The 7,268-nt window shown below is 72.9% G+C and carries 6 protein-coding genes; 3 read left to right on the plus strand and 3 right to left on the minus strand.

What is annotated here, in order from left to right; all coding sequences use genetic code 11:
* Positions 1-268: 268 nt before the first annotated feature.
* From ACFWUY_RS06510 to ACFWUY_RS06520, 3 genes are all read right to left on the minus strand, one after another.
* Positions 269-1,714 (minus strand): glyceraldehyde-3-phosphate dehydrogenase, encoded by a 1,446-nt coding sequence (locus ACFWUY_RS06510; RefSeq protein WP_384102707.1) that lies wholly within the window; start codon positions 1,712-1,714, stop codon positions 269-271.
* A gap of 93 nt (positions 1,715-1,807) precedes the next feature.
* On the minus strand, positions 1,808-2,839 hold the full coding sequence (locus tag ACFWUY_RS06515; protein ID WP_384102709.1) for a serine hydrolase domain-containing protein: 1,032 nt from the start codon (positions 2,837-2,839) through the stop codon (positions 1,808-1,810).
* Between the two features lie 130 nt (positions 2,840-2,969).
* Positions 2,970-4,706 (minus strand): VanW family protein, encoded by a 1,737-nt coding sequence (locus ACFWUY_RS06520; protein ID WP_384102712.1) that lies wholly within the window; start codon positions 4,704-4,706, stop codon positions 2,970-2,972.
* Positions 4,707-4,992: 286 nt separating this feature from the next.
* On the opposite strand from ACFWUY_RS06520, the gene ACFWUY_RS06525 reads away from it, so the two are divergent.
* The 3 genes from ACFWUY_RS06525 (at position 4,993) to ACFWUY_RS06535 (ending at position 7,252) form a co-directional block, all read left to right on the plus strand.
* Entirely contained in the window at positions 4,993-5,751 is a 759-nt protein-coding gene (locus tag ACFWUY_RS06525) for an IclR family transcriptional regulator (protein ID WP_384102714.1), read from the plus strand.
* A 45-nt stretch (positions 5,752-5,796) separates the two neighbouring features.
* The gene (locus ACFWUY_RS06530; RefSeq protein WP_384102716.1) at positions 5,797-6,126 is read left to right on the plus strand and encodes a putative quinol monooxygenase; all 330 of its coding nucleotides are present in this window, start codon (positions 5,797-5,799) and stop codon (positions 6,124-6,126) included.
* Positions 6,127-6,217: 91 nt separating this feature from the next.
* Positions 6,218-7,252, plus strand: a complete 1,035-nt coding sequence (locus ACFWUY_RS06535; RefSeq protein WP_384102718.1) for a LacI family DNA-binding transcriptional regulator — start codon at positions 6,218-6,220, stop codon at positions 7,250-7,252.
* Positions 7,253-7,268 lie beyond the last annotated feature (16 nt).

Here is a 7,268-nt window from a genome sequence, read left to right on the forward strand (position 1 = left end):
AAGTCATCGCCCACCGTTTGCCGCCCGGAATTCCCTTTCTCGTAAAGGGAGTTGGCGTCAAGATCTTTCCGGCGCGCCGGGAGCCGGACAGGAGCTGGCCGGTGCATGACTCTCCGTGACCGTTCTGGAGCGTAGCGCGACGGAACGCGACCGGGGTGGGAAAGTTACGTGCATTCACCCCTTCCGGTGGTGGGGGGGGGGGGGGCGCCGCCCCCCCCCCCCCGGCGGCGCGGGGCCCCCCGCCGCCGTGTCGTCGAGCGGGTGGGGATCAGACCGCCGGGGCCGGGAAGGTCGGGTACTCCACGCCGGAGACGTGCTGGACGACCCGGATGACCTGGCACGAGTAGCCGAACTCGTTGTCGTACCACAGGTAGAGGATCGCGTTGTCGCCGTCGACCTTGGTCGCGCCGGCGTCGACGATCGACGCGTGACGCGAGCCGACGAAGTCCATGGAGACGGCGTCGGGGGCCGTGGTGAAGTCGATCTGACGCTTCAGCGGCGAGTGCAGCGAGACGTCGCGGAGGTACTCGAGGACCTCGTCGCGGGTGGTCTCGCGGCCCAGGCGCAGGCTCAGGATCGCGATCGAGACGTCCGGGACGGGGACGCGGATCGAGCTGCCGGTGATCGGGGCCTTGAGCTCCGGCAGCGCCTTGGCGACGGCCGAGGCGGCACCGGTCTCGGTGATCACCATGTTGAGCGGCGCGGACCGGCCGCGGCGGTCGGCCTTGTGGTAGTTGTCCAGGAGGTTCTGGTCGTTCGTGAACGAGTGGACCGTCTCCACGTGGCCGCGCAGCACGCCGTACTCGTCGTCCATGGCCTTCAGCGGCGGGACGATCGCGTTGGTGGTGCAGGAGGCGCAGGACAGGACCTTCTCGTCCGGCTTGATCGTGTCGTGGTTGACGCCGTGCACGATGTTCGGCACGTCACCCTTGCCGGGCGCGGTCAGGACGACCTTGTCGATGCCGGGGCGCAGGTGCTTGGAGAGGCCCTCGCGGTCGCGCCACTTGCCGGTGTTGTCGATCAGGATGGCGTTCTCGATGCCGTACGCCGTGTAGTCGACCTCGGAGGGGTCGTTGGCGTAGATCACCTTGATCGTGTTGCCGTTGGCGACGATGGTGCTGTTCGCCTCGTCGACCGTGATCGTGCCCTGGAACTGGCCGTGGATGGAGTCGCGGCGCAGCAGCGAGGCGCGCTTCACCAGGTCCTGCTCGCCACCGCCGCGGACGACGATCGCGCGCAGGCGCAGACCGTTGCCCGAACCGGCCTTCTCGATGAGGAGGCGGGCGACGAGACGGCCGATGCGGCCGAAGCCGTAGAGGACGACGTCACGGCCGTCACGGCGCTCGATCTTGTTCTCGCCGGTGGCACCGGCGACGGCCTCGGCGGTGAACTCCGCCACCGACAGACCGCGGTCGTCGGTCTTGTACTCGGCGGCCAGCATGCCGATGTCGATCTGCGACGGGCCGAGGTCGAGGGTGGTGAGCGTCTGGAGGAAGGGAAGCGTCTCGGTGACCGACAGCTCCTCGCCGGCGATCTGCCGGGCGAAGCGGTGGGTCTTGAGGATGCTGACCACCGACTTGTTCACCAGGGAGCGGCTGTGGAGGAGGACGGTGACGTCCTGCTCCCGGTGCAGCTTCCCGATGATCGGGATCATCGACTCCGCGATCTCCTCGCGGTTCTTCCAGCTGGTGAACGAGTCGTCATTGACAGTCACAAGTTTATCTTTCGAGCTAGGCGGCGCTCATATGGTAACCCCCTGGTCGTACAGTCCTTCAAGGGGTGCCGAACTGGCGCGGCCACGGGCCCGTCACGCGAAGGCGAGGGCCCGGAAGACGTCCCTGACGCGGGCCAGCGGACCGGGTTCACGGGTGAGGCGGAGCCGGTTGGTGAGCAGGACCGCCCAGCGGCCGCGGGCCGGTGACACCCACATGCCCGTGCCGGTGAAGCCGAAGTGCGCCCAGACGTCGTCCGCAGGTGCCGTGCCGGGCGCCGGATGCCAGAACAGGCCGCGCGGCGGGTCGAGCCGGCCGGTGTGGACACGGAGCGAGGCTGCCGTCCACTCCGCGGAGAAGGCGCCGGGCACCGGGGCGAGGAGATGGCGCAGGAAGCGGCCGACGTCGGCGGCGGTCGTGAAGACCCCCGCGATCCCGCAGGCGCCGCCGAGCAGCCGGGCCGAGAAGTCGTGGACGGTGCCCCGGAGAGGGGCGCCGCTCTCCTCGTCGTACTCGGTGGGCGCGCACCGCTCCCTGACCGCGGCCGGCAGCGGACCGTACCGGGTCTCCGTCATGGCGAGCGGGCTCCAGACCCGGTCCTCCGCGAGCCGGGCCAGCGGCCGGCGGGTGAGGTGCTCGGCCAGGTAGCCGAGGACGAGCGCGGCCCGGTCGGTGTACGCGACGGCGTCCCCCGGCCGGTGCCGGAGCGGCTCGGCGAGGACGCCGTCCCTGACGTCCTGCGGGTCGGAGCCGTACAGGTGCCGGAGGTTGGCGCGGAGCGGCAGCCCCGCCGTGTGCGTGAGCAGGTGGTGCGGCGTGACCCCGGCGAGGGGCCGCCCCGCCGCCTCCGGCCAGAAGGAGCCGAGCGGGGCGGTCAGATCGAGCTTCCCGGCGTCGACGAGGGTGCCGGTCACCGCCCAGACGGCGAGGATCTTGGTGAGGCTGGCGACGTCGAAGAGCGTGTCGAGGCGCATGGGGTCATCGGGGTACGCCGGGTCGAGCACTCCGGCGGCCCCCTCCGACACGGTGGTACGGGCGTCACCCACCGCCCAGACGGCGCCGGGCAGGACGCCCGCGCGCGCCGCGTCGTCGAGGAGCCGCTCGAAGGGGTCGCTGCGCTGTGCCAAGGCGTGCCTCCGACGGGCTCCGACGGGTAGCGGGCGGCCCTGGCCTGGTGGGCCGTGCTCCGGAGTCATGCCCCGGTCGTACGGGAAGACACCCTTCCGTCAGCGCGTGTGCCCGCCGGTCACGCGCGGGTCACTCGCAGGTCACCTCGTCGCGCGGGGTGTAGTGGGTCTTGAAGGTCTCCCGCTTGACCTCGGCGCCGTCGTTCTTGAACACCCGGTCCACGGAGATGTCGAAGCCCTCCAGGGGCGGCTGCGGCACACAGGCCTCGCCGGTGTCCTCGCGCTTCGCGGGCTCCTCGAGGTTGGTGCGCGGACCGGCGACGGCCTCCACCGAGTCGTACTTCTTCGTCCCGAGGAAGCTCACGGTGACGGAGGAGTCCGTCGCGTCCGCCTTGATGTAGATCGGCTTCCCGGAGTCGTTGCGGAACTTCAGGTCGAGCGAGCCCCAGGCGACGGTCGCCTCGCGGCCGGCCGGGTAGCGCTCGATGTAGAAGGAGTGGGCGCCGTACTCGACGGGCTTGACCCCGGCGAAGAACATGGCGTTGTAGACGGTGGTGGCCATGGCCGACACACCGCCGCCGGGCGCGGACCGGTACTGGCCGTCGAGGATCATCGTGCCGTCGACGAAGCCGTTGTCCGGGGTGCGCTCGCCGACCGTCCTGTTGAAGCTCCACACCTCGCCCGGCTGCACGAGCGAGCCGTCGATGAGCTCGGCGGCCCGGCCGATGTTGGTCGTGCGGTACGGCGCGGTCGGGAAGTCCACCGTGAACGTCGACATCTGCTCGGTGATGCCGAGGCGGGCCAAGGAGTCGGCGGTCAGGTCGGGCTGGGTGACCTTGGTGGCCACCGGAGCGGTACGGGCCGCCTCGCCGGACCTGGTGAGCAGCGGGCGGACGGCGTCGCCGAGGGCCTTCGCGGTCACCTCGTGGCCCGGCCGGCCCTCGGTCTCCACCACGGCCCTGCCGTCCCGCACCCCGAGGGTGGCCTCGACGGGCGCGTTCGTCAGGGAGGCGACCGGCCGGGCCACGTCCGGGTCCCGGAGCAGCGCCTCGGAATCGAGCGCGGCGGTGAGCCGGCCGTTCTCGGCCTTCACGGTGAGGTGGTCCCCGAGCGTGGCGGGGGAGATCCGCAGCCGCTCGGTGCCCGCCGTGAGCGTCACAGGGCCGGAGACCGCCGGCTTCGCGTACGTGTCGAGGAACCGGGTCACCTCGGCCGCGGGAAGCTTCGGCTCGGTCAGGGTGACCGGAAGGGTCACGGGCGCGGCGCCCGTGGCGGCGGGATAGGCGGCGCGCAGGGCCTCGGCGGCCCGTCCGGTGTCCAGCTTCCGGCCCGTCACCGACTGGGTCGCGACGGCCTCGCCCGCCCGGAAGGCGACGGACCCCTCGCGCACCGGGCGGTCGTTCTTCCTGGCCAGCTCGGCCACCGCCGCCCGCGTCTTCTCCGCGTCGTACGCGAGGACCGGGGTGATCTCCCGCTCGCCGGGCGAGAAGAGCCGCCCGATGACGGTGACGGGGTCACGGGACGGGTCGGCGGCCAGGTCGGTGGTCTTCGCCAGGTCGACGGTCATACCGGCGGAGGCCGGCTCCACGGACGCGGTGCGGTCGGCGACCCGGACGGGTATCGGCGCGGTCCACGCGGCCGGGGCCTCGGCCGCGAGCTTGGCGCGGGCCTCGGCGCGGCTCATGCCGCCTATGTCGACGCCGCCGACCCGGGTGCCGGCGGATATGTCGTCACCGGTCGCGAGCAGCCCCGCCACGTACAGCCCGCCCGCGGCGACGGCGACCACAGCTGTCGCGATCGCCGCCGTCCGGAGATGCGGACGCCGCTCCCGGGGCGTCGGGGCATGGTCGGTCCTGGAGCGGGGCACACGCTCTCCCGTGGCGTCGAAGGATGGGGAATCCACACGACGGTACGCCGAAAGTGTGTCTTATGCACATAAGGGTGGCTTGACCTGCGGGGATACGGAGGGCGTCGAGGCCGCCACGGAGCGTTTCCGCACTCCGATCAGGCCATCCGCGCGCCGGACGCCCAGTCTTCGTGCGCCGTGCCCTCCAGCCTCGTACGCCATGCCCTCCGGCCTTCGTCCGCCGCGTCCCCGGCCTCCGGCCACCGTGCGGCCCCGACCCCTCCGCGCCCCGCCCTAAGCTGGAGCGATGCCTCACACCCCGGGTCCCGGGCCCCAGTCCGTCGACCGGGCCCTCGCCGTCCTCGACGCCGTCGCCGACGCCGGCCGGCCCGTCGGCGCCAAAGCACTGGCGCGGCGGCTCGGCTGCGCCCTCTCGACCGTCTACCACGTCACCGGCCCCCTGCTCGCCCGCGGCTACCTCGTCCGTACCGCCGACGGATACGCGCCCGGACCCCGCGTTCCCGCCCTGCACCGCTCCCACCAGCGACACCACGGCCTCGGCGCCGGCACCGGGGAGCTCCTCGGCAGGCTGCGGCGGGCCACCGGCGCGGAGGCGTACCACACGGCCTACCGCGACGGCCTGATCACCGTCGTCGACACCACCGCCCCCGTCACCGACGCCGCCCACCCCTTCGTGCCGGGCCCCGAGGACCGTGCCCACGCGACCGCCCACGGCAAGGCTCTGCTCGCCGCCCTCCCGCGCCCGCTGCGCCGCCGCTACCTGGCCGAGCACGGCATGGCCCGCTTCACCGAGCGGACGATCACCAGCGCCGAACGCTTCGAGGCCGAGGTCGGCCGGGTGCGCGACCAGGGCTTCGCCGTGTCGGTGGGCGAGGCCGACCTCGCGTACACCTGTCTCGCCGTGGCGGTGCCCGAGCGGGGCGACGGCATCGTGCACGCCCTCTCCGTGTCGCTGCCGACCGCCGGCTTCGGGCGGCGCCAGGGGGAGATCCGGGCCGCGCTCACCCGCGCCGTACCGGAGTTTCCGACCCTGCCGGAATCCTGAAGGGACTCACCGCCCGCGCCCGCGAACGTGCCGCAGGCTTGACGCATGATCTTCATCGCCGTCCGTTTCACCGCCCGCTCCGACCACGCCGACCGCTGGCTCGACCTGGTCGCCGATTTCACCCGCGCCACCCGCGAGGAGCCCGGCAACCTGTTCTTCGACTGGTCCCGCGGTGTCGACGACCCGAACGTCTTCGTCCTCCTGGAGGCCTTCACCGACGCCGAGGCGGGCGCCGCCCACGTCGCCTCCCCGCACTTCGCGGCCGGTCTCGCGGCCATGGCCGGAGCCATCGCCACCACCCCCGAGATCATCAACGTCGAGGTCCCGCAGCAGGGCTGGGGAGCCATGGCCGAGCTCGCCCCGACCGGCGCCTGAACCGGCCCCGACACCCCGGGACCGCGCCGCCCCGCCTGATAGGTTCGCGTGCACACGCAGGCGGGGCGGCGGCCCGAGGGGAGAGCGGCAGATGGCGGTGAGCGGGCGACAGACCGGCAGGCCCACCCTGGAAGAGGTCGCGGCGAGGGCCGGAGTCGGCCGCGGCACGGTCTCCCGGGTCATCAACGGCTCGCCCCGGGTGAGCGAGCAGGCCAAGGCCGCCGTCGAACGGGCCGTCGCCGAACTCGGCTACGTCCCCAACCGGGCCGCCCGCGCCCTCGCCGGAAGCCGGACCGACGCCGTCGCCCTGGTGATCCCCGAGACCGAGGCCCGGCTCTTCGCGGAGCCGTACTTCCTCGACATCATCCGCGGCGTCAGCAGTGAACTCGCCGACGCCGACAAGCAGTTGCTGCTCACCCTGATCCGCAGCGAACAGGAGCGGCAGCGCTTCGAGCAGTACCTCGCCGCCCAGCGCGTCGACGGCGTCCTCCTCGTCTCCGTGCACGCCGCCGACCCGCTGCCCGACCAGGTCCGCACGCTCGGCCTGCCCGCCGTCCTCAACGGCCGCCGCACCGAGGACGAACGCGTGGCCTTCGTCGACTCCGACAACACCGGCGCAGGCCGGACGGCCGTCGCCCATCTCGCCGCACGCGGCCGGCGCGGGATCGCCACCATCACCGGCCCCCTCGACATGTACGTGGCCCGCTGCCGACTCGACGGCTACCGCGAGGGCCTTGCGGACGCCGGACTCGCCCCCGACGAGGCGCTCGTGGCCAACGGCGACTTCACCGAGGAGGGCGGCCGGCGCGCCATGCGGGAACTCCTGGACCGCAGGCCGGACCTCGACGCCGTCTTCGCCGCCTCCGACGTCATGGCCGCGGGCGCGCGGGGCGCGCTGCGCGAGGCGGGCCGCCGCGTCCCCGAGGACGTCGCCCTCGTCGGCGTCGACGACTCGGCCGTGGCCCGGCACATGGACCCGCCGCTGACGAGCGTCCGCCAGCCCATCGAGGAGATGGGCCGCACCATGGCCCGCCTGCTCCTCCAGGAGATCGCCGCACCCAGCGACCCGGACGAGCAGCCCCGGCAGATGCTTCCGACGGAACTCGTGGTCCGCGCGTCCTCCTGACGGCGGGCCGCTCCGC

The sequence above is a fragment of the Streptomyces sp. NPDC058664 genome (assembly GCF_042716635.1).
In the GTDB taxonomy this organism is placed as follows: Bacteria; Actinomycetota; Actinomycetes; order Streptomycetales; family Streptomycetaceae; genus Streptomyces.